22 protein-coding genes are annotated in these 25599 nt (G+C 59.5%); 14 read left to right on the top strand and 8 right to left on the bottom strand.

Going from position 1 to position 25599, the window contains the following annotated elements:
* Window positions 1–47: 47 nt before the first annotated feature.
* On the top strand, window positions 48–293 hold the full coding sequence (locus HMPREF2920_RS00450) for a hypothetical protein (RefSeq protein ID WP_005510313.1): 246 nt from the start codon (window positions 48–50) through the stop codon (window positions 291–293).
* Complete coding sequence (locus HMPREF2920_RS10535) at window positions 294–686, top strand: RNA-binding S4 domain-containing protein (RefSeq protein ID WP_016422972.1); 393 nt, start codon at window positions 294–296, stop codon at window positions 684–686.
* Here the strand turns inward: HMPREF2920_RS10535 and HMPREF2920_RS00445 are convergent.
* From HMPREF2920_RS00445 to HMPREF2920_RS00435, 3 genes are all read right to left on the bottom strand, one after another.
* Window positions 634–1800: a GTP pyrophosphokinase gene (locus HMPREF2920_RS00445; protein ID WP_016422971.1), complete on the bottom strand. Its 1167-nt coding sequence runs from the start codon at window positions 1798–1800 to the stop codon at window positions 634–636. The two genes, HMPREF2920_RS10535 and HMPREF2920_RS00445, sit on opposite strands and share 53 nt — an antisense overlap.
* A complete protein-coding gene (gene treY / locus HMPREF2920_RS00440; RefSeq protein WP_070545603.1) occupies window positions 1790–4252 on the bottom strand; it encodes a malto-oligosyltrehalose synthase in 2463 nt (820 codons plus the stop codon). Before treY ends, HMPREF2920_RS00445 begins: the two co-directional genes overlap by 11 nt.
* A 113-nt stretch (window positions 4253–4365) precedes the next feature.
* Window positions 4366–6009 (bottom strand): exonuclease domain-containing protein, encoded by a 1644-nt coding sequence (locus tag HMPREF2920_RS00435; protein ID WP_070545600.1) that lies wholly within the window; start codon window positions 6007–6009, stop codon window positions 4366–4368.
* 323 nt (window positions 6010–6332) lie between these two features.
* On the opposite strand from HMPREF2920_RS00435, the gene HMPREF2920_RS00430 reads away from it, so the two are divergent.
* Window positions 6333–6575 (top strand): HigA family addiction module antitoxin, encoded by a 243-nt coding sequence (locus HMPREF2920_RS00430; protein ID WP_005510305.1) that lies wholly within the window; start codon window positions 6333–6335, stop codon window positions 6573–6575.
* 173 nt (window positions 6576–6748) lie between these two features.
* Here the strand turns inward: HMPREF2920_RS00430 and glgX are convergent, their stop codons facing one another.
* Window positions 6749–8890 carry a glycogen debranching protein GlgX gene (glgX, locus tag HMPREF2920_RS00425; RefSeq protein WP_069359176.1) on the bottom strand — a complete coding sequence of 714 codons (2142 nt, stop codon included), beginning with the start codon at window positions 8888–8890 and terminating at the stop codon, window positions 6749–6751.
* Window positions 8891–9164: 274 nt separating this feature from the next.
* Here glgX and HMPREF2920_RS00420 point away from each other — a divergent pair, with 274 nt between their 5' ends.
* From HMPREF2920_RS00420 to HMPREF2920_RS00400, 5 genes are all read left to right on the top strand, one after another.
* On the top strand, window positions 9165–10661 hold the full coding sequence (locus HMPREF2920_RS00420) for a methylmalonyl-CoA carboxytransferase subunit 5S (protein WP_042388769.1): 1497 nt from the start codon (window positions 9165–9167) through the stop codon (window positions 10659–10661).
* 23 nt (window positions 10662–10684) lie between these two features.
* Entirely contained in the window at window positions 10685–12298 is a 1614-nt protein-coding gene (locus tag HMPREF2920_RS00415) for an acyl-CoA carboxylase subunit beta (protein ID WP_070545597.1), read from the top strand.
* On the top strand, window positions 12298–12603 hold the full coding sequence (locus HMPREF2920_RS00410; RefSeq protein ID WP_016422965.1) for a hypothetical protein: 306 nt from the start codon (window positions 12298–12300) through the stop codon (window positions 12601–12603). Before HMPREF2920_RS00415 ends, HMPREF2920_RS00410 begins: the two co-directional genes overlap by 1 nt.
* Before the next feature lie 71 nt (window positions 12604–12674).
* Window positions 12675–13034, top strand: coding sequence for a biotin/lipoyl-containing protein (locus tag HMPREF2920_RS00405; RefSeq protein WP_070853969.1), 360 nt, complete (start codon window positions 12675–12677; stop codon window positions 13032–13034).
* Between the two features lie 89 nt (window positions 13035–13123).
* Window positions 13124–14488, top strand: coding sequence for a Na+/H+ antiporter family protein (locus HMPREF2920_RS00400; RefSeq protein WP_049193985.1), 1365 nt, complete (start codon window positions 13124–13126; stop codon window positions 14486–14488).
* 40 nt (window positions 14489–14528) lie between these two features.
* Here HMPREF2920_RS00400 and HMPREF2920_RS00395 read toward each other — a convergent pair whose 3' ends face one another.
* Entirely contained in the window at window positions 14529–15197 is a 669-nt protein-coding gene (locus HMPREF2920_RS00395; protein WP_224783712.1) for a TetR family transcriptional regulator, read from the bottom strand.
* Window positions 15198–15389: 192 nt separating this feature from the next.
* Between HMPREF2920_RS00395 and bioB the strand changes: the two genes are divergently transcribed.
* From bioB to nadC, 6 genes are all read left to right on the top strand, one after another.
* Window positions 15390–16397: a biotin synthase BioB gene (gene bioB / locus HMPREF2920_RS00390; RefSeq protein ID WP_049193982.1), complete on the top strand. Its 1008-nt coding sequence runs from the start codon at window positions 15390–15392 to the stop codon at window positions 16395–16397.
* Window positions 16384–16686, top strand: coding sequence for a biotin synthase auxiliary protein BsaP (locus HMPREF2920_RS00385; protein ID WP_016422960.1), 303 nt, complete (start codon window positions 16384–16386; stop codon window positions 16684–16686). Before bioB ends, HMPREF2920_RS00385 begins: the two co-directional genes overlap by 14 nt.
* 75 nt (window positions 16687–16761) lie before the next feature.
* A complete protein-coding gene (locus tag HMPREF2920_RS00380) occupies window positions 16762–17340 on the top strand; it encodes a hypothetical protein (RefSeq protein WP_049193981.1) in 579 nt (192 codons plus the stop codon).
* A 292-nt stretch (window positions 17341–17632) separates the two neighbouring features.
* Window positions 17633–18709 carry a quinolinate synthase NadA gene (nadA, locus tag HMPREF2920_RS00375; protein ID WP_049193980.1) on the top strand — a complete coding sequence of 359 codons (1077 nt, stop codon included), beginning with the start codon at window positions 17633–17635 and terminating at the stop codon, window positions 18707–18709.
* Window positions 18710–18719: 10 nt separating this feature from the next.
* Entirely contained in the window at window positions 18720–20279 is a 1560-nt protein-coding gene (nadB, locus tag HMPREF2920_RS00370; RefSeq protein WP_049170299.1) for an L-aspartate oxidase, read from the top strand.
* Window positions 20280–20285: 6 nt separating this feature from the next.
* Window positions 20286–21167: a carboxylating nicotinate-nucleotide diphosphorylase gene (gene nadC, locus HMPREF2920_RS00365; RefSeq protein WP_070853968.1), complete on the top strand. Its 882-nt coding sequence runs from the start codon at window positions 20286–20288 to the stop codon at window positions 21165–21167.
* A gap of 35 nt (window positions 21168–21202) precedes the next feature.
* Here the strand turns inward: nadC and HMPREF2920_RS00360 are convergent, their stop codons facing one another.
* From HMPREF2920_RS00360 to HMPREF2920_RS00350, 3 genes are read right to left on the bottom strand one after another with little or no spacing between them, the layout of a single operon-like run.
* Entirely contained in the window at window positions 21203–21778 is a 576-nt protein-coding gene (locus tag HMPREF2920_RS00360; RefSeq protein WP_049190032.1) for a hypothetical protein, read from the bottom strand.
* Window positions 21779–21828: 50 nt separating this feature from the next.
* Entirely contained in the window at window positions 21829–23655 is a 1827-nt protein-coding gene (locus HMPREF2920_RS00355) for a hypothetical protein (RefSeq protein WP_246821088.1), read from the bottom strand.
* Window positions 23656–23696: 41 nt separating this feature from the next.
* On the bottom strand, window positions 23697–25403 hold the full coding sequence (locus HMPREF2920_RS00350) for a hypothetical protein (protein ID WP_016422953.1): 1707 nt from the start codon (window positions 25401–25403) through the stop codon (window positions 23697–23699).
* Between the last annotated feature and the right edge of the window lie 196 nt (window positions 25404–25599).

Here is a 25599-nt window from a genome sequence, read left to right as displayed (position 1 = left end):
GCCCTATCGACCTATGCGATGCGTCAGGGCGACCAGAACGCTCTAATATGTACTCCATGAGCTATCTTCAGCCCCAACCTCAGAACCCCATTGAGCTCCGCAAGAACGCGGTGCGAAAGTACTCCCGCAATGCCGTTGTATGGGCAGGCAGTGGTGTCGTCGGCGGTGCAGTGCTCGGACTTCTAGCCGGAAGCATGTCTCTATTCCTCATCCTGGCAGTAGTCGGCCTGGTCGGTGGTTTTCTCAATTGGCAAAAGGTTCAGCGGATTGTGAACTACAAGGATCCGCAGTAAATGCCTGCTCAGCAGCAATTGTCTACCGAGCCAGTGCGTATTGATGCCTGGATTTGGGCGGTCAGGTTGCTGAAAACTCGCTCATTGGCCGCAGATGCGTGCCGTGGCGGCCACGTCAAAGTCAACGGCGAAGCCGTGAAACCCTCAGTTCTAGTCGTCCCAGGGGACAGAGTGCGACTGTGGGCAAACCACCGCGAACACATTGTTGAGGTCACCAAGACGGTGAAGAAGCGGGTCGGAGCTCCGGTGGCCAGGCAGTGCTATATCGACCACTCTCCGCCACCGCCTCCGAGGGAGATTCTCGCATCGATGCCGATGCGCGATCGCGGTGCCGGGCGGCCTACGAAGCGCGATCGCCGTCAGCTCGATCGTCTTCGGGGACGTCGCTCATAGGCATCCCGGCCTCCGCTAGTTGCTGCAACCGTGCGCGCAAACGGGCTGGTCGACGCTTCGGGTTATGGCTGGTATCTGCAGTGGCCTTGATGTGCTTTTCACCGCGAGCCGCTAGTAGTAGGTCATCGATAACACGCACATGGCCTGGGTTAAAGCGGTACTTCATGGCCTTGCTTACCGCACTGAGGCGCTGTGGATTAAGTAGCTCTCGCAGCTGCCCGACAGTGCGAATGCCATTGCGCTCCAGCAGTTCTTCTGCCCAGCCGTAATGTTCTGATTTCGATCGGGGCGCATCTGGAAGCAGCATCGTCAGCACGCCGGGTAGGGTTTCCTCAGTCACCACAATGTCATCGGCTGTGGTCTTTGCCGGAGCTGAGGGCTGTTTGCCCTCTCCCTGCGCGGAATCGTCCGGCGTGGATTCCTCCAGCACGGCAACGACTTGGTCGAACTGCTGATCCGCGAGCTCAATAAGGCCAGCGGCCAGCGCAAAAGCTCGATCAATCCGCGGGTCTGTCGCTCCCTCAGGGGCCTTATAGCGAATATCGTGCTCAAATTCCGCCCACGCATGCTGCAGCACAGTGCGCAGTTGCACCTCAAACTGCATATCCGCATATGGAGCTAGCTCTGACGGCGCCGCCGTCGACACCTTGCAGATCAAGTGCTGGGAGCCGTATCCCAACCGGCCGCTGATTCGTGTCTCCGCGGTTTTGTCAATCCTACGCAGCACAGTCAGCGAATCTCCCAGCGCATCCATGATCGCGGGAATCTCCGTCGAATGGTACGTGGTTACACGCACACCGATGATGTCGTGGATATCGTGCCACGGGTCAGGGTAGACGTAGCTGCCATCCGCTTCACGACGCAGGGCCTTCTGCCGCAATGAGCGGAAAGACTTCACCCGCGCCGTGACATTGTCAAAGGCCAAACCGGCATCGGAGAGAATCTCTTTAATCGCATCGACAAAGTCCTGCGCGGCGGTGGGGTGCCGAGTTGCCCACGAGTCGTACTTCGACTGCAGCGCACGTGTAACCTCTCGATCCTCCGCCAACTGAGCCTTGCGGGTCTGATCGCGGGAACCGTCGGCAAGCGAATCCTTCATGCGCTTAGTCGTCATCGTCCTCGCGTACCAGCAGTGCTACTGGGAAGGAGCTGAACAGAGAAGCCACGGCGATGGTGCCCGACCAGGTATGGCCGGTGAAACGGTCGGTCCAAAACCCCTTGGGAAGTGTCACTGTAGTGTCGCCCCAACCGCCTTCGCGCTGCAGCCCCAGCGGACGGCGCGTCACCAGCGCGATAACATCTTCCGGCTCGCCCTTCGGTCCACGCGCCGCGCCGACCAGATGACGCTCGCCCACACCAACGGCGAATACTGGCTGGTAGGCACCGCCGACGAAGGACTCCGGGCGCTCCGCACGTAGCTTCACGCCGTGGTGAGTCACCATCAGCTTTGCGACGTCCGCATCGGCATCCGTAAAGTCCTCCGGCAGCTCAGCTGGGTGCTCTGGACTCTTAGTTACCGACGTGACCTCATCGCGAGCAACCTTATCCAGCGCCGCGACGCGCGCATCGTAGTCGACGAACCGGCGGTTGTCGGGATCAACCAGGGAGTCCTCTGTGAACTCCGTCCCCTGGTAGGTATCGGGGATGCCGGGGCCGACAAGCTGGAGGAGTTTGCGCGACAGAGACGTGGTCAGGGCAGCTGGCGCAATGGAGCGGACGAACTCTGTGATGGAGTCGGTCAGGGGGCCGTCGAGAAGCGCGTCGATCCAGCTGCGAATGCCGAGTTCGAACTCCTCGACCGGCTCCGTCCAGGAGGTGTGCACATCTGCCTCGCGGATGGCCTTAATGGCGTAGTCGTGGAGGCGTTCGCGCAGTTCATCGGTAATTACGCCGTCGGTCGGCCAGACTCCGATGATGTTCTGCAGCAGGAAGTAGCCGGTGGCATCGTCAGGGGCGGGGGTGATGGCCATCCAGTTGCGGACATTTTCAGCCCAGTCGCCGGAGACATCGGAGAGCTGGAGAATGCGGGCGCGGACATCTTCGCCGCGCTTGGTGTCGTGCGTGGACAGCGTGGTCATGGTTCGTGGCCAGAGGCGAGCACGTTCCGACTGCAACAGGTGGAACTCCGCCGCAGACATGCCGTAGCGACCGAGATCACCGCCGACTTCGTTTAGGCTGATCAGGCGGCAGGCACGGTAGAAGGTGGTGTCTTCGACACCCTTTGCCATGACCGCACCACAAACCTGAGCGAACCGCGTGGCGGCCTCACCACCGGCTACCAAACCTGCCGAAATGAGGTCGAGGGCAAAGACACGCGAGGGGAAACGCGCTGCCATCTCACCAATGACCGTGGAAGCCACTCGCGACAGGGAGACATAGTCCGAACGGTAGACAGGCATGGCAGCGACCAGCTTGCAGATGGTGTCGATAAGTACCTCATCGCTGACGCTGGTACCGTTGATAGACCAGTTATCGCGGCGCAGGGCACGTGCTAGACGACGGACTTCTGCAGCCAACTCGTGAGCAGCGACATCGTGCTTGAGAGCCTGCGCAGTTGCCTGCACGGCAGTCTTGTCCCAGGTTGAACCGGACTGCTGCAGAGCCAACATACTCATGGCGTCTCGGGAGTCGCGGTTGACGAAGACATTGTCGAACTCACGCAGGGCGTCGTAACCCGTGGTGCCGTCAACCTGGAGCCTCGGATCCAGTGGCTCTTCGGCACCCAGAATCTTCTCGATAACCAGCCACTTGTCATCGCCGAGTAGACGGCGCAGCTCGCTGAGGTATCCGAATGGGTTGCTGAGGCCATCTGGGTGGTCAATGCGGACACCGTCAATGATGTCCGCAGCTAGCAGCTCGCGGATGATGCGGTGTGTGTGCTCGAATACCACCGGGTTTTCCTGGCGGATGCCGGCCAGACCGTTGACGCTGAAGAATCGACGGTAGCCAATGACCCCGTCCTTCCAGTACATCAGGCGATAGGCCTGGCGATCATGTACTTCCTGCGGGGTGCCGTCCTCGGTGCCGGGGCGCACCGGGAATGCATTGTCGTAGTAACGCAGAAGTGGCTCGTCACCAGACGTGTCGAGCTCCAGCTTGTCGATATCCTCCGGGGAGCCCAGAATCGGCAACCCCATCTTGCCGTTGGCACCGTTGTCCTCGTGCCAGTCGATGTCGAAGTATGGCTCGAACTGAGAATCCTTGCCATAGGTCAGAACGTCCCACCACCAGGCATTGAGCTTGGGCTCCTCAACACCGAGGTGGTTCGGTACCAGGTCGATAATGATGCCCAGACCGGCCTTGTGCGCCACCTGCGCGAGCTTCTGCAGCTCTTCCATGCCGCCGAGCTCCGGGTTCACCGTCGTCGGATCGATGACATCGTAGCCATGGTTAGACTCCGGTACGGCGGTGAGGATAGGCGACAGATACAGGTGTGAAATTCCGAGGTCTGCCAAGTAGCCGACCTGTTCAGCCGCGTCAGCGAACGTGAAAGCGCGCCCGTTTGGGTCGGCCTTGGGGCCACGGAGTTGGAGACGGTAGGTGGACGTAATTGGTCGGCGACTCATGTTCCCCTTTATACCGCCCACCAGGAAAAGCTGCTGCCTGACCGCTGTGGCAGCAGCTAGCCCCAGAGTCTGCGCCTGCCGTCCGAATGCGAATTTCTTCTCGTGAACGTGGCCTAGAAGGGTGGCATTCCGTCATCGCCGGGCAGGGAAGTAGAACCGAACAACGGAACCGACTCACTGGAGTTGTTTCCGGCGCTGGCGCTAGGTGTCCCTTCCGCAGTGTCTCCTGCTTCGGACGCGCCATCCTCTTCCGGATTCAGCCCGAGTGCGGTGAAGAGCTCCTTCTCAGTCCAAATCTGGATTTCCTGGCCTTCGGCCTGCAGCTGTCGAGCCCTCTTCTCCTTCGACGTCACCGAATCCCACGGACCGGCGACCAAAATGGTCGTTTTCTTCGTGACACCCTTATTGATATTCGCACCTGCAAAGGCGATCTTATCCCACAGAAAGCCCTTGTCATACGGGGCAAAATCGCCGGTCAGCGTCACCCGCTGCTGGTACAGCAGGCCGCTTGGATCCGCGTCCGGATTCGGGTCTGGAATGGTGTCCGGTGTCTTGGCCGCATCCCACTTCGCATTGCGACGCGGCCGACGTGACGGCGCGGAACTGCCGGACTGCGCACCAGCACCAGTACCAGTTCCCGCGTTGGTCCCGGCGCCAGTGCTGGCGACACCAGCCGGGTCATAGCGCACCATCCGCACTCGTCCACTGCCAATCTGGCCCAAGCTCAGCGAGACCTTCTGGCTCAAATCAGCCACCGATGTTGCGCGCTGCTGCTCCATCAACCACAGCGCTACCTCAGCACATGCGACCGCATCTGCCGTCGCATCATGATGATTCTCCAGCGACGCCCCCGCGGCCTCCGCCAATGTCGGCAGCTTCAAATTGGGCAGCCCCAACTGCATCTGCCGAGCCCACATATAAGTACACGCAAAATTCAACTTCGGTGCTGGAATGCCTTCCGTCCGGCACGCCCGCGACAGGGCTGTGAAATCAAACCGCGCATTGTGAGCAACTACGTCCAAATCCCCAACGACGTCAACAAACTTCGCCAGCTGCTCCGGAAATGACGGCTCACCGGCCACATCCGCCGCCGTGATGCCATGAATCGCGACATTGGCTTCATCAAAATACTCCAGCCCCTTTGGCGGACGGCACATCCAGGAATAACGCTCCGTCACCTTCCCGCCACGCACGACCGCAACGCCAAGCTGAATAATCGAGCCGGTGTCTTCGTTCGCTGTCTCTACATCGAACGCCGCAAACGGTGCGATGTCCGACGCCGCAACCTCATCCCCCGTAGGAAGCGGTGCAAAAGGCACAGACTGCTTTACGACGTCGCCCGCGCCCTCAACCACACTCACGCCTTCGGTGACCGCCGCACGCTGTGCCACCCACGGCATCAACGTGGAAGTAAAAGCATCTGCTGAGTTGTAGAACTCCGGATTCTTGGCCATCTCCGCCACGAGGTCTGCCAGCAACTGCGCTGCTGCCTGACGATGAGGCATCACACGGGCCTTTGGCAAAGCTACTCCGAGGTCCACCGTGCCGGGGAAAAAGCGGTTGGCCGGAGTGTAGACACCGTTTTTACTTGCCGATGCGACCTCCGCAACGTCGGCAAGCGGGAGGGGCTTCGCGGGGTCGGTGCTAGCCGTGTTGATGGTGTGGGTAAGGCGGAGCCCATCTGCGGTAATAGTCACCGTGTCGCCTGTGAGCTCGAAGACGACGGCGGGCTCGGAGGATGGCGTGGTCGTAGTCATGCACTAGATGGTAGCGCCGATGGCGGATTGAGCCCCATAGAGGCTGCGGTACCTGCGGTTCTCGCCGAGTACACATGGCTTCCGACAATGTGGAAATGCCCACAAAAATAGGAATATTTATGGAGCGTTCGGACAGTGGGGGTGTCTGTACCCCTGAAAACCACATGTTTTGGGGGGTTAAATGTCCGGATGCATTTTGAGCGGGCGCTCCTTATACTTTTCGACGAACGGCGGTAACTGGTCGTTCGAGCTTTCGAGCTCAAGCGTAGGGCAAAGCGGAAACAACGTATGCCAGTGAAGCGATGAAATAAGGAGTAAACATTTTGAGCACGCATCCTGTGCACCCTGGTTCTATCTTGAACGATAATTTCCTCGAGCCGCGACACCTCTCTATCTACCGACTGGCTCTTGCCATCGGCGTGCCAAGCTCAACTCTGGAGCGCTTTCGCACCGGCCGCACTGCGGTCACTACTGACCTCGCAAATCGACTGTCCGACTACTTTGACACCGAGCCGGAGTACTGGTTGAACTCTCAGGCGGAGTTCAATATGCGCGCATCTGCGTAAGAAGACTTCACGCCAGCTCGGCTCCCGCAGTGCTGTGTTGACCCAAACCCTGTTTTGAGTTGAACTCAGAGCCGAAAAATCCCCTGTCAGTGGAAGAAAAGTCTTCCGCCGACAGGGGATTTTTGTGTAGGAACAAACCCAGGCCCAGGCCCCTACACCCAACGCGGACGCGGCTAGTGCCGCTCGATCAGCACGATGGTAGAACGGGCTGGCACGCGGAGCTCGCCTTCTGGCTCAACGATGCGCTCGCGGGTCGGGCGACCCGTGATCTCTGTGGTGTCGATGATGACTTCCCAGCTGTGTGCGTATTCGGTGCCCGGAATTTGGAACATGATGTCCTCGTGGTGAGCGTTGAAGCACAACAGGAAAGAGTCATCTTCAATCCTGTGACCTCGGCGGTCAGGCTCAGTGATGGCATCGCCGTTGAGCCAGACCATCAACGACTTGCCGAAGTCGAAGTTCCAGTCATCGGTCGTCATGACACGACCCTCATAGGTCAGCCAGGCAATGTCACGATCGTCGGTTTCCGCACCGAGCGGGCCACCGCGCAGGAAGCGGCGGCGTCGGAAGACTGGGTGTTCCGCACGCAGCTCAGTCAGGAACTGGGTGTATTCGACCAGTTCAGAGTTGGTACGAGTCTGATTCCAGTCGACCCAGGCCAAACGGTTGTCCTGGCAGTAGACGTTGTTGTTGCCCTTCTGGCCACGTCCCATTTCGTCACCGTGGCTAATCATCGGAGTGCCCTGGGACAGCAGGAGAGTGGTCAGGAAGTTACGACGCTGGCGGGCGCGCAGCGAAATGATGCGCTCGTCGTCGGTCGGGCCTTCCACACCGCAGTTCCACGAACGGTTGTGGGACTCGCCATCGCGGTTGTCCTCGCCGTTGGACATATTGTGCTTCTCGTTGTAGCTGACCAAGTCGTTGAGGGTGAAACCGTCATGCGCGGTCACGAAGTTAATCGACGCAGTTGGGCGGCGGTCATTGTTTGCATACAGGTCCGAGGAACCGGTGATACGTGAAGCGAACTCGCCGAGCGTGGATGGCTCACCGCGCCAGAAGTCGCGAATAGTGTCACGGTACTTACCGTTCCATTCAGTCCACTGCGGTGGGAAGTTGCCGACCTGGTAGCCGCCTTCGCCGACATCCCACGGCTCTGCGATGAGCTTGACCTGGCTGACAATCGGATCCTGCTGCACCAAGTCAAAGAAGGCGGAGAGGCGATCGACATCGTGGAATTCTCGAGCCAAGGTGGAGGCCAAATCGAAGCGGAAGCCGTCGACATGCATCTCGGAGACCCAGTAACGCAGCGAATCCATAATCAGCTGCAGGGAGTGCGGGTGGCGCACATTGAGGGAGTTACCGGTACCGGTGTAGTCCATGTAGTGCTGGCGATCGCCTTCGACCAGGCGGTAGTAGGCCTCGTTGTCGATGCCTCGGAAGCAGATGGTTGGGCCCATGTGGTTGCCCTCGGCGGTGTGGTTGTAGACCACGTCGAGGATGACCTCAATGCCCGCATCGTGAAATGCGCGCACCATGCCCTTGAACTCGCTGACTGCGCCACCTGGCTTTTGGGAAGCCGAGTAGTCCTGGTGCGGTGCCAGGAAGCCGAAGGTGTTGTAGCCCCAGTAGTTGCGCAGCCCCTTTTCGCGCAGGTGGTCGTCCTGGAGGAACTGGTGGACCGGCATCAGTTCGATAGCCGTGACACCAAGGTCCTTGAGGTAGTCAATAATTGCCGGATGCGCGAGACCGGCATAGGTACCACGTAGCTCCTCCGGGATATCCGGGTGAGTCATGGTCATGCCCTTGACGTGGGCTTCGTAAATCACGGTCTCGTTGTACGGCGTGCGAGGTGCGCGGTCAGCGCCCCAGTCGAAGAATGGGTTGATGACCACGGAGGTCATGGTGTGTCCCAGGCTGTCCTCGGTGTTGCGCTTCGAGTGGTCATGAATGTCATAGTTGAACAGTGATGGGTGACCGTCGAATTCGCCGTCGAAAGCCTTGGCGTATGGGTCGACCAGCAGCTTGTTGGGGTCGCAACGCTTACCGTTGGCCGGATCGAATGGGCCGTGTACGCGGTAGGCGTAGCGCTGGCCCGGCATGATGGACGGGATGTAGCAGTGCCAGATATGCGCATCGACTTCTTCCAACTCAATGCGTGTTTCTTCGCCTTCGGCGCTAATCAGACAAAGCTCAACCTTTTCCGCAACGTCGGAAAAGAGTGCAAAGTTGGTGCCAGCGCCGTCGTAGGTAGATCCGAGCGGGTAAGGCTCACCCGGCCATACTTGATAATCGCCGACTGTATTTGCTTGGTTCATGTGACTACCTTAACCGTTTTGTAAAAAACATGAGCCTTTTTCGGTCCCGTGTGGGCGCGCCATCCGTCCCATCTGTCGAGCGCACTTCGCAAAAACGACCCCCAAGGAAAAATTCGAGTCGAACGATTAAGAGCATAAACTTCGCGTGAAAATAAGTATTTAACCCTGCAAGTGGGCAATTTGACACTCTAAACGCACCTTGGCGGGCGCCGAATCACCAATATTCGCGGTCACCAACGCGCGAAGATTCCCAAAGGCCTTTACTTTTGGAATTATGAGTCCACGAACCATTGGTGTAACGGAAGTAGCGTTCCGAGACGCTCATCAGAGCCTCATGGCAACGCGAATGGCTATGGAAGACATGGTCGATGTCTGTGAAGAAATGGACAAGGCCGGTTTTTGGAGTGTGGAGTGCTGGGGTGGCGCAACCTTCGACGCTTGCATTCGCTTCCTCAACGAAGACCCCTGGGAGCGACTGCGGACATTCCGCAAACTGATGCCGAACAGCCGCCTGCAGATGCTGCTGCGCGGTCAGAATCTCCTCGGCTACCGCCACTACGAGGACATGGTGGTTGACAAGTTCGTCGAAAAGTCCGCTGAAAACGGCATGGACGTATTCCGTGTTTTCGACGCCCTCAACGATCCACGCAATCTCGAGCACGCCATGCGCGCAGTTAAGAACGTCGACAAGCATGCGCAGGGCACGATCTGCTACACGACGTCTCCGCTTCACGACGTCGACGGGTACGTGAAGCTCGCTGGTCGTCTACTGGATATGGGGGCGGATTCCATTGCGTTGAAGGACATGGCAGCGCTGCTGAAACCCCAGCCGGCTTACGACATCATCCGTGGCATCAAGGAAACTTACGGCGAGGACACCCAGATTAACGTCCACTGTCATTCGACCACCGGTGTCACCATGGTGACTTTGATGAAGGCCATCGAAGCTGGTGCGGATGTCGTGGACACAGCAATTTCGTCGATGTCGCTGGGGCCGGGACACAACCCGACCGAGTCGCTGGTGGAAATGTTGGAGGGAACCGACTACACCACCGACCTGAACATGGATAATCTGATTACCATTCGTGACCACTTCCGCAAGGTGCGTCCGAAGTACGCAGAGTTCGAGTCGAAAACCCTGGTCAATACCGACATTTTCATGTCGCAGATTCCTGGCGGCATGTTGTCGAACATGGAAAACCAGCTCAAGGCCCAGGGCGCGGGCGACCGCGTCGAAGAGGTCATGCGTGAAGTACCGATTGTCCGAAAGGACGCCGGTTACCCGCCGCTGGTGACTCCGAGCTCGCAGATCGTCGGCACGCAAGCTGTGTTTAACGTGCTGATGGGACGCTACAAGGTTATGACGGCTGAGTTCGCTGACCTCATGCTCGGCTATTACGGGCAGTGCCCGGGTGAGCGCAACCCAGAGCTGATTAAGCAGGCAGCGGAACAGACTAAGAAGGAAGAAATCACTGTTCGTCCGGCTGATCTCCTCGAGCCAGAGTGGGACGACCTGGTCGAGCAGGCCAAGGAGCTCGACGGTTACAACGGCACCGCCGAGGACGTCCTGACCAACGCACTGTTCCCATCCGTCGCACCGGGATTCTTCACCACGCGCGGCGAAGGGCCGAAGAACGTCGGTAAGACTGCCGAACAGCTCAAGCGCGAGGCGGAGCAGGCCTCAGGTGCTGCCAATGCCATTCGCGAGCCAATTCGCTACAAGGTCACCGTTGGCGGTCGTTCGCAGACCGTCCAGGTGGAACCCGCCTAGGAACATCGGGAGAAGAGATAGCAATGTCGCAAAGTTCAGCAAACCAGCCGAATTCGGCGGATGCCGTCGCGCCGGGCGTCGATGCCTCGATGGCGGAGCGCCTGGATTATTTGGATGCTCAGCGTCGCCGTGTTGAGTCCGGTGGCGGTGAAGCCCGCCAGGCCAAGCAGCACGAACGTGGGAAGATGACTGCCCGCGAGCGTATCGACAACTTCGTCGACGAGGGCACTTTCCGTGAAACCGGGATGTTCATGACTCACCGCACCACCGACTTCGGCATGGATACTGCCGACGCGCCTGCCGACGGCGTGGTCACCGGCACTGCCGCGGTTCTCGGCCGGGCAGTACACGTGGCCTCCCAGGACTTCACGGTCATGGGTGGCTCCGCTGGTGAAACGCAGTCCCGCAAGGTTGCGGCCACCATGCGCTCTGCTGCCGACAACGGCACTCCGTTCGTTTTCATCAACGACTCCGGTGGCGCTCGCATTCAAGAGGGAATTGACTCTCTGTCGGGCTATGGCCAGGTCTTCTACAACAATGTCTGGCTATCCGGTCTGGTGCCGCAGATTTCCATCATTGCAGGTCCATGTGCTGGAGGCGCTGCCTACTCGCCAGCTCTGACCGACTTCATCATTCAGACGCGCAAGGCGCAGATGTTCATCACTGGTCCGGGTGTTATTAAGTCTGTGACCGGCGAAGAGGTCACCTCCGAGCAGCTCGGTGGCGCTGATGCGCACATGGCCAAGGCCGGCAATATCGACTTCGTTGCCGACGATGACGAGCAGGCCATCCTGATTGCGCAGAAGCTCCTAAGCTTCCTGCCACAGAACAACACGGAAGAGCCACCAATCGTGGATCCGGTATTCGACGCCGAGCCGGATCCAGAGCTACGCGACATCGTCCCCGTCGATGGCAAGAAGGGCTACGACGTCCGCGAGGTCATCATCCGTATTGCGGACAATGGCGATTTCCTCGAGTGCCAGGCGGGTTTTGCCACCAACCTGGTTGTCGGCTTTGGTCGAGTTTTGGGCCGTACCGTGGGCTTTGTCGCCAACCAACCGAACGTGATGTCCGGTGTGCTGGACATCAATTCCTCGGACAAGGGCGCAAAGTTCATCCGCTTCTGCAATGCCTTTAACATCCCGCTGGTCACCCTGGTTGACGTTCCTGGCTTCATGCCGGGCGTCACCCAGGAGCATGGCGGCATCATCCGCCACGGCGCAAAGATGCTCTACGCATACTCCGCAGCGTCTGTGCCCAAGGTGACCGTCGTCATGCGTAAGGCCTACGGCGGTGCGTACCTGGCGATGTGCTCGAAGGACCTCGGTGCGGACTACGTATTCGCATGGCCGACCGCGGAAATTGCGGTGATGGGCGCAGAGGGTGCGGTCAACGTGGTCTTCCGAAAGGAAATTGCCGCCGCGGGCGACGAGGAAGAGCAGGCGCGCGTGCGCGACGAGCGTATCGCCGAATACAAGACACGCTTCTCGACGCCGTATGTCGCCGCCTCGCGCGGACTGGTCGACGACGTGATTGACCCGGCGGAAACCCGCCTGCGTGTGGCTGACGCACTGTCGGTTCTGCGTAACAAGCGCGAGGTTCGCCCGGCCAAGAAGCACGGATTGGGGCCACAGTAATGTCTGACGGCATCGGTGAGATTAAGGAGCTGCGAGCGCTCGTCGCTGAACTGACCGACCGGTTGGATGCGACCTCGACAAGCTTGCAGAAGGCCACGGCACGCCTGAATCAGGCAGAAAGCGAGTTGGCTGAACTGCGCAAACGCGTGGACGCAGATATCCCCGAGGATACTGTCATCGCCATTTCGGCAGCGGTGTCTGCGTACCTGGGCAATCGCGGCAAGGTGAAGGCAATTCGATACAACCGCCATAAGACGTGGGCTGCGCAGGGACGCCAGATCCAGCAGCAGCGCAACCTGCGTTAGTTGGAAATTTTCGATACCCGACTTAATTGAGTCTGACTCATTGACTTTTGCTACGTGAGGATTGTTGAGCCATGAAATTGAAAGTGACTGTCGGCGGCATTGCCTACGATGTCGACGTTGAAGTAGTTGAGGAGCCCAAGCGTCTTTCGCCCATCGTGTTGGGTGGATCGTCGAGCGCTTCCGTTGAGCCGGCCACCGCTAGTGTCTCGGGTGTCTCCGCCAATTCGGTGGTGGCGCCACTGGCAGGTTCGGTCAGCAAGATTTTGGTCGAGGAAGGCCAGAAGATTGAGGCTGGGAAGGTGCTGCTCATTCTCGAGGCAATGAAGATGGAAACCGAGATTACGGCCCCGGCTGCAGGCACCGTCGGCTCTATTCATGTCGAAGTCGGCGACGCAGTGCAGGGCGGCCAGGGACTCGTCTCGATTGATTAGCCGCATTAGCCGGGGTGTAAAGATTTTGGGGTGAAGTCTTTCTAGCCCCGGTTGCTGGAAATACTTAAGGTTGCCTTAATATTTTCCTTATGAATGCCGTTCTTCTCGCCGTTTTGGTGATGCTAATCCTGGCGGTCTGCCGGGTACACGTTGTGCTAGCGCTGTTTATTGGCGCCTTAGTCGGTGGTCTTTCCGCCGGTATGGGGCTCGATGCCACAATGGTTGCCTTCCAGGAAGGCCTCTCTGGTGGTGCGAAGATTGCCCTGAGCTATGCCATGCTGGGTGCCTTTGCCATGGCAGTGGCATCCTCTGGGTTGCCCAAATTGCTGGCCGATTGGCTGATTGCCAAGATCGGTACGGAGGATGAAGGCGCTAAATCTAAGGCAGAGGCATGGACCAAGTGGGGTATGGTCGCCGGCATTTTGGCCATGGCGATTATGTCGCAGAACCTCATCCCAGTTCACATTGCGTTTATCCCGCTGATTATTCCGCCGCTGTTGCCGGTATTTAACCGCCTCAACATCGACCGTCGAATGATTACCAGTGTGATGACCTTCGGCTTGGTCACCACCTACATGTGGGTTCCGGTCGGATTCGGTTCTATCTTCCTGAACGACATCCTGCTGGGGAACATCGAGAATGCTGGCCTTGATGTTTCCAATATCAACATCATGATGACGATGGGCATCCCGGCTCTCGGCATGCTGGCCGGTCTGGCCATTGCCGTATTTTTCTCCTACCGGAAGCCACGGCATTACGAAGATCGGCCGATTGCCCAGTCCTCACACGCAGAAACCCAGTCTGACGAACCGGTGTCGAAGTACCGAGTTATCGTCGCTCTCGTTGCAATCGTGGTGACTTTCGTCGTCCAGATTGTGATGAATTCTATGGAGACCGATGCCGATCCGTTGCTGATTGGTGCACTCACTGGTCTGGCAATCTTCATGTTCACCGGCGCCGTGCGCTGGCGTGAGGCGGACGACGTGTTCACCGCCGGTATGAAGATGATGGCCCTGATTGGTTTCATCATGATTTCTGCACAGGGCTTCGCCTCGGTGATGTCGGAGTCCGGCCAGATCGAGCCGCTGGTGACCGCTACTGCAGAGCTGTTTGCGGGCAACAAGCCTGCCGCTGCATTCGCCATGCTGGTCGTTGGTCTGGTGGTCACGATGGGTATTGGTTCGTCCTTCTCGACGTTGCCGATTATCGCCATCATCTATGTGCCGTTGTGTCTGTCGCTGGGCTTCTCGCCGATGGCTACCGTCGCCATCATTGGTACTGCAGGTGCTCTAGGTGATGCTGGTTCGCCGGCATCGGACTCGACGCTCGGCCCGACGATGGGTCTCAATGCCGACGGGCAGCACGACCACATTCGCGATTCGGTTATTCCGACCTTCCTGCACTTCAACCTGCCGCTGCTGGCAGCTGGTTGGGTAGCAGCTCTGGTGCTCTAGCGCCGGGGCTTGACCGTGAGCGTGATTGTTTCAGCGGGGCTTACTGACCTGCAATCCCCTTAGTCTCCGCAACCCCCGCAATTCCGGCGATAAAGAGCTCGGTTCCCAGTGCAATGCGCTGGCGGCCGAGCTCTTTTGTCTGTGTAGCCGTATCTTCAGAGGAAATCTCGACCTCAGCGTCCTTACCGGCGGTGTTCTCGCCACTGGCATCACCATTGTCGGAAACGCCCTTGGCGCCATTTAGATTAAGCGCGATGGCTGTCTGCTGGTCGACTGTCGCACCGAGAATGAAGTACACGAGGACAGACGCGGTATCAGCCGCTGATGGGGTGCTGATGGAGGTTTCGGATGCGTTCTCCAGGACGTCGGCAAGCAGTTGTTCGGGGCGAATCGTGGCGGTGCCCGTAGCGAGCGCGGCCGAGACGACCTCGGCGCCATCCCGATGAGCGGTGAGGCAGGAGTAGAGCAGCTCGGCGACGGCTTCGATGTCGGCACGCCAATCGCCTGTGGCGGAAAACTCTGTGCAGGGAGCCAAGATGCGGTCAGCGACGGCGCCCAGCAGTGCCTGCTTGGAAGGGTAGTGCCAGTACATTGCGCCAGCGGCGGTACCCAAGTGGCGAGTCAGGCGGCGGATCGTGAGATCGCCGAGTCCGTACTCGTTGAGAATGGTGAGAGCTGCGTCGACAATGATGTCCTTGGTCAATTGCACACTGCCTACCGTAGACGAAAGAAGAATCATCTGGAAGATGTCTCAAGGCTGAAATGGGGAGCGTAAATCCGCGACACGACGGGAATTGAACCCTGTTCGACATTCTGTAGCTGCGGTATTAAGTTTGATAACTGTACAACTTCTGAAACGGTGTTCAAGTTTTATCCCCAGCCTCAAGGAGCGTCACCCCCCATGACTCAACAGCAGCAGGACATTTTGGAACTCGCCCGCGAAAAGGTGCTCGCCCGCGGAGAGGGGCTGAACTACGAGGAGACCCTGGCGGTTCTGAACCTCGATGACGACAGCATCGAGAAACTGCTGGCGCTGGCTCATGAGGTGCGCTTGAAGTGGTGCGGCGAAGAGGTCGAGGTTGAAGGCATTATCTCGTTGAAGACTGGCGGCTGCCCAGAGGATTGCCACTTCTGTTCGCAGTCGGGTCTGTTCGAGTCTCCGGTACGTTCGGCATGGCTGGATATCCCGGCTCTGGTGGACGCCGCCAAGCAGACTGCAAAGTCTGGTGCGACTGAGTTCTGCATCGTTGCTGCAGTAAAGGGGCCGGATGAGCGACTGCTCAGCCAGATGGAACAGGCCGTCGCCGCCATTCAGGCAGAGGTTGACATTAATGTGGCCGCATCGATGGGCATTCTGACGCAGGAACAGGTGGATCGCCTGGCCAAGGCTGGTATTCACCGCTACAACCACAACCTTGAGACCGCCAAGAGCTACTTCCCGCAGGTCGTGACCACCCACACTTGGGAAGAGCGCCATGACACCCTGCGCATGGTCGGCGAAGCTGGCATGGAAGTCTGCTGTGGCGGCATCCTGGGTATGGGCGAGACCCTTGAGCAGCGTGCTGAGTTTGCTCAGGACCTGGCGGCGCTCAACCCGACCGAGGTGCCGATGAACTTCCTCGACCCGCGCCCGGGCACTCCGTTCGCCGGTCGCGAGCCGATGCCAGCTAAGGATGCACTGCGTGCCATCGGTGCCTTCCGTTTGGCACTGCCGAAGACTATCTTGCGTTTTGCTGGTGGTCGTGAGCTCACCCTGGGAGACCTGGGCGCAGAAAAGGGGCTGCTCGGCGGTATCAACGCTGTCATTGTCGGTAATTACCTGACCACTCTGGGCCGTCCGGCGGAGCAGGATCTAGACATGCTTGGCAAGGTACGACTCCCAATTAAGGCTCTCAATGCAACTGTCTAAGCCTCGGACATCTAGCCCGCGCTCGCCGCGGAGTAAGAAAGTCGACTCCACAGAGCTGCTCCAGGCCATGGTGCTGGGAGATGAGCCCAAGTTCGATCCTTTTACCGGCGCCGACCTCGAAGCTGGTGAAGTGCGCGAACGCTCCTATGGTGCAAAAGCTGGACTGGAGGCGCCTCGGTTCTGCCAGCTCTGTGGGCGCCGGATGGTGGTGCAGGTGCGTCCGGACGGCTGGACTGCAAAGTGCTCGCGCCACGGCGAAGTGGACTCCGTTATGTTGGAGCAGCGATAAAAGGCGCTGGTTGTGCTAGTGCGCCATTCGGGCACGCTAGTACTGGATGTGCGCCGTGAGGTAAGTTAGTCAACTATGACTATGAAAAATACCCGAGTCCCACACGTTGAAAAGCAGAGCGTGGCAATGGCCTCGGGTATTGTTCTCTTTTCCGTTGTAACGGGAACGATAGCCGGAGTGGCCTGGGCATTCTTACGCCCCAAGCAGCAAGTGCAAATGCTCCCGGATAACCAACTAGCGATTATTCAGGAAACCGTTGACGCTGGTTTTATTGGGCTGCTCTGGTTTGTTGCTGTCACTGCCATCAGCGGCCTGGTGCTGGGAATTACTACCTTCCGAAACCGTGCCATCACGACGCCTGTGCAGATGCTCACAGCAATTGGCTGGGCAGGTTTCTCCGCGTTGATGAGCGCAGCAGTGACGTACCTCGTCGGTCAGTCGGTTGCGGCATTGCTCCAGCCGGATCTGGCGGGCATGCAGCCGGGCGATAAGTTCTCGGTGATTCCAGACTTCAAAACCTATGTAGCACTGCTCGTCGCGCCACTGGTTGCCATGCTCGCACTGTGGTCCCGGGTGTTGTTCCAAACGGACTTCACGGAAGGTAACGAGAGCGCTGCGGACAATGTTGCGGACGCAGATTCGGTCACTAAGTGAGGCAGTGAGGTTCTGCGCGGGGGCCGTCGTAAAGCACTATTTCCTACTGAACAGGGGTAGTTATTGGGAAATAGGCTTATACAAGCCTTACAATTTTGGGAAATAGGTTCGTCTTCGATGTCAGTATTCGCCCCGATTTAGGGGCTTTTTCGATATTGTGTGGCGAGCTTAGGTCTCTTGCACTTGCCCGTTTGAGTCCGCTGCGAATGCCTCCGGGGACCGTTGCCGGTAACGGTGACGGCGTTTTTTCCGGTCGTAGCCACAGCCCATTGAAGTAAGGACGTAGTTTTCCGTGAATACCAGCCTTGCGGCCAATGCTTCCAGCCTGCCGCGCCTTGAATCGGATCTGTACGAATCGGTAGTCGATAAAGATGGCCGCTACGGTGGCGTAATTGCAGATGAGCGCTGGGCCCAGGAGATTAGGCGCCTCGCCCGCGAACGCAATGCCGTAATTCTTGCGCACAACTACCAGCTGCCGGAGATTCAGGATATTGCCGATTACACCGGCGACTCCCTCGGACTTTCCCGCATCGCTGCGGAAACCGATGCTGACGTCATCGTCTTCTGTGGTGTCCACTTCATGGCGGAAACCGCCAAAATTCTGAGCCCAGAGAAGACCGTCCTCATCCCGGATGAGCGCGCCGGCTGCTCCCTGGCGGACTCCATCACTGCAGACGAACTGGCCGAGTGGAAGGCTGAGAATCCCGGCGCACTGGTGGTCAGCTACGTCAACACCACGGCAGACGTAAAGGCTCTGACCGACATCTGCTGTACTTCCTCCAACGCCGTCGACGTGGTCAAGTCCATCCCGGAAGACCAGGAGATCCTGTTCAACCCGGATCAGTTCCTCGGCGCACACGTCCGCCGTGAGACCGGCCGCGACAACATCAAGGTATGGGCTGGTGAGTGCCACGTCCACGCCAACATCAATGGTGAGGAACTCGCGCACCGCGCGGAAGAGAACGCCGATTCGCAGCTGTTCATTCACCCGGAGTGCGGTTGCGCGAACTCTGCGATTTACCTCGCAGGTGAAGGCACCATCGAGCCCGAGCGCGTGCAGATGCTCTCCACCGGCGAGATGCTGACCGAGGCGCAGAAGCTGAAGGAGAACAAGCCCAACGGCAAGGTGCTCGTGGCCACTGAGGTGGGCATGCTCCACCAGCTGCGCAAGGCCGCACCGGATGTCGACTTTGAGCCGGTCAACGACCGCGCTTCCTGCTCGTACATGAAGCTCATCACTCCGGCGGCTCTGCTGCGCTGCCTCGTTGAGGGCACTGATGAAGTCGATGTCGAGCCGGATGTCGCCGACAAGGCGCGCGCTTCTGTCGAGCGCATGATCGCCATCGGTAACCCAGGCGGAGGCGAGTAACACGTTTGGTCTGCGCCCATCATTCGACAGTTGGACACTGACGTGTGACTTCCTCGTCATCGGCGGGGGAGTCGCAGGGCTCAGTGCTGCGCGTCGGGCCCTTGAGCTCGGCCTCGACGTGCTGGTTATCGACAGCGTCGAGTGGCGCGTCGGTGCCCGCAAACAGCTACGTTTCGCCGATGCGGCCACGAATCTCGCACAGGGCGGGCTCGCGGTCGTCGGGCTTGACGACGACCCCAGCGGCCATGTGGCCAATGGGTTCGATGACACCACTGATTCCCACATCGCGGATACTCTCGATGCCGGTGCCGGCCACTGCGATGAAGGGGCCGTGGCTTCTATCATCCGTGCTGGCGCTGCGGCGACCGAGTGGCTGATAGGGCTAGGCGCTACATTCGACCCGGCGCGGGATAACCCGGCCGTATATTCCCGCACCAAAGAGGGCGGACACCACGCGCGGCGCATCATTCATGCCGGCGGTGACGCCACTGGTGCTGAAATCGAGCGCGCCCTAGAAGCCTCAGTTACCGGCGTGCGAGTACTACAAAACGCCACAGCGCGCCAGCTCATCGTTGGCAAAGACGGCCGCGTGCTGGGGGCGCTGGTAGCGGATCCCCGTGGGGGTGGAGCTATTCGAGCAGGCGCCACTCTGCTGGCTACCGGCGGCGTGGGCCATATTTACCGCGCGACCACGGCCCCCTCGGGTGCCCGCGGTGAGGCTATCGGCATGGCCTCCGATGCTGGCGCGGAGATTCGGGACATGGAGTTTATCCAGTTTCACCCGACGGTGCTCTATGACGAGCGCTCGGCATCAGATGGCACCGGCCGACGCCATCTCATCAGCGAGGCTGTCCGTGGTGAAGGAGCCATTCTCGTCGACTCCCGGGGCAACAGTGTGACCGCCGGCGTTGACCCTCGCGGGGACCTGGCTCCGCGCGATATCGTCTCGCGCGCCATCGCGACTCGCATGCGCGAGCTCGGCGAGGACCACGTCTTCCTCGACGCACGTCACATCGACAACTTCGCCGCCCGCTTTCCGACGATCACAGCGGGCCTGACCGCAGCGGAGATTGATCCGACCAAGGACCTCATTCCCGTGGCCCCGGCGGTCCACTACACCTGTGGTGGTATTGCCGTCGACCCATTCGGTGCAACTAGTGTGCCGGGCCTCTATGCGGCCGGCGAATGCTCCGCAACAGGGCTCCACGGTGCCAACAGGTTGGCCTCCAATTCGTTGCTGGAGGGCCTGGTCGTCGGCAAGCGGGTGGTCGAAAAAGTCGCTGAAACACACGCTGTGCCGGTCGGGGACGAGGAATTCGCAGCGGCCGTTGAAAGCCTGCCTCAGCCACGGTCAGAACTGGAACCACGGCAGCTTTTCCGGTTGCAGACGGCGATGCAGGAAGGCGCTGGTGTAACGCGTAATGAGCAGAGCTTGCGGCAGGCGTTGGCGGTTATCGATCGGCTCCCGCAATCGGTTCAGGTCGTGGCCGCAAGGAAAGTCGTCGAAGCAGCATTGGCACGACCATATACTTTGGGGTGCCACACTTGGTTTGAAAAGGATGGGGATTAGCTAACCATGACTCTTGAGAAGGACACTCTGCGCGGGGTGCTGAACGAAAACATCACCCGTGGCCTCATTCGGACGGCACTACAGGAAGACATGAGCTTCGGGCCGGATGTGACCTCGCTGTCGACAGTCTCGGCATCTGCGCAGGCACTCGCCCGCCTGGTGGCCCGGCAAGAGGGCGTTATCGCGGCAATCGATGCGGTGGAGTGGACGCTGCAGGAGGTCATCTCGGGTGAGTTCACCGTCGAAAAGCACGTTGAAGATGGCACCCTGGTGCGTCCTGGCACAGTGCTGGCAACGATTTCTGCGCCGACTCGGGGGTTGCTGACTGCTGAGCGGACAATGCTGAATATCCTCACGCACGCCAGTGGTGTAGCTACTGCGACGCGCCAGTGGGCTGACGCAATCGTTGGCACCGGTGCGCGGGTGCGCGATTCCCGAAAGACGCTGCCGGGGCTGCGCAACCTGGAAAAGTATGCTGTGACCTGCGGCGGCGGAATTAACCACCGCTACGCTTTGGGCGATGAAGCACTGATTAAGGACAATCACGTGGTGGCTGTCGGTTCCGTGTCCGGTGCGTTGAAGAGGGTGCGGGATCAGTACCCGGAGCTGCCGTGTGAGGTGGAAGTCGATACCCTCGCACAGCTCGATGAGATCCTGCCGATGAAGCCGGACATCGTCATGCTGGACAACTTCGAGGTCTGGGAGACCCAGATTGCGGTGCAGCGCCGCTCGCAGATTTCTCCGGCCACGCAGCTTGAGTCCTCTGGTGGACTGACCATCGATGTGGCTCGTGAGTACGCGTCCTGTGGTGTCGATTACCTGGCTGTGGGCGCGCTAACCCACTCGGCCAAGGTGTTCGATGTCGGACTCGACTTCGACGAGCAGTAGCTGAATCAGCCCCCGGTATCGCTTCGCAGCTTCGCCTACAGGCGACGGGCGATTTCTGCGCCAATCTCGCTTAGTGCCGACCCCCAGCGCTCCCGCGATTGCTCATCACAGGTTTCCTGTGCGCGGTAAAGCGCCTTCTCCGCAGCAGCGACATCGCCCAAATGCAGGTGGCACTGTGCAATTTGTGCAAGCAGAGGCACGGCCTGGATATTGAGCTTGTCGGACTGGAAAAGTCCCGCCGCCAACTCCAGGTGATCAATGGCGCGCCCCTGATGTCCTCGACGAATCTCTGCCTGGCCGTTCAAGGTGTGCCACATCGCCCAGCGCAAGTGGCGCGGAGGGGTGTCCGCAGTCGGCTCGAAGCCGTCTTTCTCCAGGTTATCCAGCAAATCCAACCAGTCCGCGGCCTTGTCCATCAGCTTCGGTGCAGAGCCACGGATGGGGCGCCCCAGACTGTCGGTCTGCGGAGCATCCGCCTCGTCGCCGAGCTCCTCGAACCCCTGCATCAGAGTTAGGGCTGCTTCCCAGAGGTTGTTTTCCTCAGCCAATGCCGTGGCGGCGTCGAAAAGCTGCTGCGGGCTAGAAGTCGCGGAATCACCAGAAGTAGTCATGACCTAACACTCTACTTTGTGCCACCGCCAGCACTGAAGTGGGCGGGGCGCTAGTATTCGTCGTCAAGCGACTGAATGATGATGACGTCAAGGGCATCGAGAACAGGATGGCCTTCCCACACGTCGCGGGGCAGAAGCTCTTCGACGCGCCGGGCGTAGGCGGCGGCACCGTCGGAATCACCCGCGTCGAGACGGTATCGAACCCCCGCCAGCAGCGCGCGGGCGGCTTCCTCGCCATCGCCGGACTGCAGGTAGCCCTTCGCGGCGGCTTCCACATGGTTGATGGCCAAAGTGTCGCGGCCAGCGGAGTAGAAGACGTAGGCGGCATCGTCGTGCCAGTCGGCGAGTGACCAGTCGTCGGAGATGAGCTTCTGAGAACGCAGCAGCAGGTCCTCAGCCTCGTTGAGCGTGTGGTCAATGACGGCGGAAGCGTCCTCGGAGACGATCTCGGCGGTGAATTCGGAGCCCTCTTCGGAAATGACCAGGTCAATGACATGAATGATGGAACGCGCAGCCTGGCGGTAGGCCTTGGCAGCACCCTTGGTATCGCCGTTGCGTTCAAGGTGCTCGCCGTGTTCGATGAGCAGCTTTGCCGCCTGGCGGGGATTATGGCCGAGACCCGCGGCTGCGGAGGCAATAGAAAAAGCCGCGTCGGTGCGTTCTTCATCGGCGGTAAATGCTGACCAGTGCGCAACTGGTTCGGCAAAGCGCAGCGCCTCGTCAACCTCGTCGGCGTCGAGGAGACTGCGGGCCAGAACGAGCTGGATATCCATGGTGATGGGGTTGACCGGAATGCCTTCGGCGCTGGCGAGCGCGCGGCGGGCAATTGCGGCGGATTCCGCGAAATCGCCGTGGGCGTTGAGAAGCGCACAGAGCAGACGCACGCTGCGAAGCACCGCGACCGTGAGTCCTGCATCGAGACCAGCCTGCACGATTGGGCGTAGCTGGCGGATTGCCTCCGCTTCCTCACCAGCTTCCAGAGAGAGGAAAGCCAGGAATTGGCGAGCTTCAATCGTCGTGGTGACGGGTTCCGACTGAGGGGCTGCCGCGACGCTGGCTGCGATGCGGGCGGCCCTGCGCAGCTCACCACGGCTGTGCGCGAGCTGCGCCTCCAATAGCTTGCGGTCATCAAAACTGCTTCGCTTTGGTGCCCAGCGTGCGGACCATTCAGAGAGTTGACCGGCGATTTCCGCCCGGCGCGCCAGCGATGCTGCGGCACCAGCAACAGCCGCGCTGACCAGGTAGTAATAGGCCTCCCCGGGCTGTGGAGTGGTGGCGACGATGTCCTTAGTAAGCCTGATCAGCTCGGGGATTTCGGAGTCCTCGGGGCGCCGGCCGGTGATGGCATCACCTGGGTTGGCGTCGATGAAGGCCTCTGCCTCGGCGAATGCTCCGTAGGAGCGTGCGTGCAAGATCGCGGGGCGGATGTTGGCCTCAGTTGCCCAGCGCAGCCACTCGGCGCGTGCAGCAGCGGCTTCTTCTACTAATTCCAGTTGGTCGGCGACTGCGTGCCTGAGTGCGTGGAATTCGCCAACGACATCGGGGGAGTTGGTAGGCGCGTCGGCTAACCAGTGCGTGTGGGCGAACTTGGTGACAGCGCGCCAACTGGTGACGTGGTCGAGCGTGGCACCGGCCCTGCGGGAAATAACCAGCAGCTCCGGAAGTGAGTCCGGTAATGCCTTTAGCGGATTGGGCAGGGGAGGAAAGTCCAGGGGTTCGGACGAGTTCTCCGTTGCTGATGCGTTTTCTGAATTCCCTGACGCGTAGTCGGCCGCGATGCCGGTATCCCAATCGCCAACTTGAATTCCAGACTCAGAGTTTTCTTCTTCCCACCAGACCATTGGACTATCTTCGCCCGTGGCATCGGGAAGATGCAAAAACTGCTTTGTTTTTCAGACCTGTGCAGTCGGGTGCGCTGTTAAGCCGGGTTTGAAAAGCTACGCATTAGTCCACGAACTTCATCGCGCACCGGGTGATCCGGGCCGACTAGGTCGCCGATGCGAACCGCGAACCGGCGGGCGCGTTCCTCATTGTTATCACTAGCAGCAGCACGCACCGCGATGGTCAGTGTGCGGGCGGCGTCGGCAGGGGCGTGGGCTTCTAAGAAAAGCTCGGCAGCTTCGTCGGCGTACTTGTACACGCCGTCGTTGTCCCACACAGACCAGCACAACAGCGCCTGTGCTTCATGCCACTTGGCCGATTCCCAGGACCCAACCACGTAGCCACGTGAGCGTTCCATCAGGTGGTCAGTCAGTTCACTTGTAGCGCCCACGTTACTGAGTGATAGTGCGGCATCCATCAGAGTTTCCGCAGGCGAAATCGGGGACGAGTATCCGGCACGAATATCGGCCAGTGCGTCGAAGAGTACTGCGGCATGCTCAGTATTGCCCTCTTGGACTGCCGATTCCGCCGCAATGGCACAGGAAAAATCAGTACGTGCGGAATCCTGGGTAGGCTCAGACCACTTTGCAACCGACTCCGCTTCCTGGCCGGCATGGTGGAAATCTCCGAGCTCGTACAGTGCCGTTGCCTTCAGCAGCGCGATTTCCATGGTGACTTCACAGTTGGGGTAGTCTGCCGACACATCCTGGGCGCGCTGAGTTAGCTTCAGCATCTCCCCGGCATCGGGCTTGTTGTGTGCCACCTCGAAGTTGATGTCTGCCATCTCACGAACCGCGAGAATATAGTCAGTGTCCAGTCTGTGCTGGTCCGCGACTGCCACGTTGTTTGACAGCATTCGGAACGCGGTATCGCTATTACCTGTCTCTATCGAGTACCGTGCCAAATTCTGCCTCAGCTCAAGGCCCGCGATTACGGAGCGGTTACCGATTGCATTGAGCTGTGAGGCGCAAAGTCGCGCTGCGTCGACGACTTTCCCGGCTCGGTGCAGCAGTGATGCCTCCGTCAGAGTCTTCGCCAGCGCAATCGACTCAAACTTATCCTCATTTGGCAGTGCACGAATCATCTCGTGCAGCTCCCGTGCCAAGTCCTCGCGGTTGACCTTTCGCAGGGCGCTTGCAATCCGAATCAGCGCGTCAGTCAGTGCCGCCCGCTTCTTCCACTGGCGTGGGCTAAACGGCTCCTCCGCTTCTTCGCTTGCCGACGATTCCTGCGGCCGCGGCCCATCCGCATCCGTGGTCACCGCGCTGTGACTGCTGGTTGGGGCATCCAGATCGTCGGCAAGCACGAGTGCCCGGTACGAGGTGATCTCCCTGCTCATGCGTGCGATGAGTGGGATTTCGGTCTCTGCGGCAGCAGAGGTGGGGCCATCGGCGATAAAGGTGGTGTAGCGGCGGGCTTCATCCGCCGCTAGCCGTGCCCGGGCGCGCCAGTACTCCGGGACGTTGTCGTTATCGGATGCCCATACCATCCAGTTCAGGGCGGCATCGTGCGCAGCCGTCATCATGCCGAGCGATTCGGTGACCTCGCGGACTATGCGGTAAAACGCGCCGACGTGTTCGGTAACGCCGTGGGCTTCCGGGTCAGAAAAGAGCTGTGGGTTGTAGAAATGATGCGCGAAAACTGATTCCAGTTGGCGCGTGGCCAGGGAATTGTCGGCTGCGGTCGCGTCTGCATAGGCTGCGACGAGCTCCGGCAAATCCGGGCTGTTTCCTTCCTGGTTCAACAGCTGACCTTTCTACGACTGGTTACTACTTTCCTTAACACTGTAATGGGTCACTGTGGCGGAGCTAACTTGCGCCACAGTATGAGGGGTTAAATGGGGCAATCGGTATGAACCTAACGTGAGAAAGATATGCTTAGTTCATACTCAAGGGTGCCTTTAAGGGCGAATAGTAGCGAAAACCGTGGATAAAGTCTTT

This window comes from Corynebacterium sp. HMSC075F02 (assembly GCF_001838335.1).
GTDB classification, from domain to species: domain Bacteria; phylum Actinomycetota; class Actinomycetes; order Mycobacteriales; family Mycobacteriaceae; genus Corynebacterium; species Corynebacterium jeikeium_D.
The sequence above is the reverse complement of the archived record's forward strand: the minus strand, read 5'-3'. Positions and strand labels throughout refer to the sequence as shown.